Origin of the sequence: Rhizobacter sp., assembly GCF_031412495.1 — a bacterium.
Taxonomy (GTDB): Bacteria; Pseudomonadota; Gammaproteobacteria; order Burkholderiales; family Burkholderiaceae_C; genus Schlegelella_A.
In genome coordinates, this window is sequence record NZ_JANODC010000213.1 from 1 (window position 1) to 1,504 (window position 1,504).

The 1,504-nt window shown below is 69.0% G+C and carries 1 protein-coding gene and 1 pseudogene; both read left to right on the forward strand.

The genetic code is table 11. The features are described from left to right. Positions 1-1,088: type II secretion system protein GspD (locus AC30N0_RS08060; protein WP_489517408.1), on the forward strand; the 1,088-nt coding region annotated here is incomplete at its 5' end. 8 nt (positions 1,089-1,096) lie between these two features. Further along, positions 1,097-1,504, forward strand: a pseudogene (locus AC30N0_RS08065) (type II secretion system protein GspE); the annotation flags it as partial.

The following is a 1,504-nucleotide window of genomic DNA, read 5'->3' on the forward strand; positions in this document are numbered from 1 at the left end:
TGATCGTCGAGGTCAGCGGCAACAACGACGCCGACTTCGGCTTCCAGTGGCAGGGGCTCATCGGCAACCGGAACGACAAGAACATCATCGGCGGCGGCACCAACTTCACCGGCGGTGGCGGCAACATCCTCGACATCGCCGGCAGCGTCGCCACGGGGACGGCAGCTGGGGCAGCTTCTGCGCTCGCGCAGCTCGGCGAAGGTTTCAACATAGGCCTGGTCCGCAATTACGGCGGCATCTACGGCCTCTCGGCGATCGCGCGCTTTCTGCAGTCGCAGGCCAACACCAACATCACCTCGACCCCGAACCTGGTCACGCTCGACAACGAGGAAGCCAAGATCATCGTCGGCAGCAACGTGCCCTTCGTGACCGGCCAGTTCACGAACACCGGCACGGCCCTGTCGAACCCGTTCCAGACCATCGAGCGCAAGGACGTCGGCATCACCCTGCGCATCCGGCCGCAGATCAGCGAGAACGGCTCGATCCGGATGGCGATCTTCCAGGAATCGTCCAGCCTGGCCTCGGGCACGGCGCCCGGCACGTCGAACGCCGGGCCGTCGACGAACAAGCGCTCCATCGAGTCGAACGTCATCGTCGAGGACGGCCAGATCCTGGTCCTCGGCGGCCTGATCGAGGACACCTACACCGACAACAAGTCGAAGGTGCCGCTGCTCGGCGACATTCCCTACGTCGGAGCGCTGTTCCGCAGCGAGAGCCGGAGCAAGAAGCGGACGAACCTGATGGTCTTCCTGCGTCCGACGGTGATGCGCGACGCCTCGGCCGCGAACCGGCTGTCGGTCGACCGCTACGACCTGATCCGCTCGGCGCAGAGAGACCAGCAGCCGACGCCGAACGTCCTTCTGCCGATCAGCGACGTGCCCATCGTGCCGCCGATCGGCCGTGTCGAGGACACGAAGACGCCGCTGTCGCCGGCGCCGAGCTCGCCGGGCACCGAGCCCGGCGCGCTGCAGCCGCCGCGGCGAGTGCCGAGAGCGAGCGAACCTGCGCCCGCCGTTCCGGTCGTGGTGCCGGTGATCGTCCCGGCCCCGGTCCCGCCGCCTGCCCCTGCGACGGTGCCGCCGCGCTGAGGCACGCCATGGGAGCCCGCCACCCCCTCCCCTACGCCTATGCGAAGGCGCACACCCTCCTGCTCGAGGACGACGGCAGCCGCCTGGTCCTGTGGGCGCCGGAGACAGTCGCCCTGCCCGCGCTCTCGGAAGTGCTGCGCCTGTACGAGATCGACGCCTTCGAGCGCGAGCCGGCGGCGACGCTCTCCGGCCGCATCGCCGCCGCGTACGCCGGCGGCGAATCGAGCGCCGCCACCGTGATCGGCGAAGTCGAGAGCGCCGTCGACCTGTCGCGGATGATGCAGGAGCTGCCGGCGATCGAGGACCTGCTCGAGGCCTCGAACGACGCGCCCATCATCCGCATGCTCAACGCCCTGCTCACGCAGGCGGCCAAGGACGGGGCCAGCGACATCCACATCGAGCCCTACGAGCGCTCG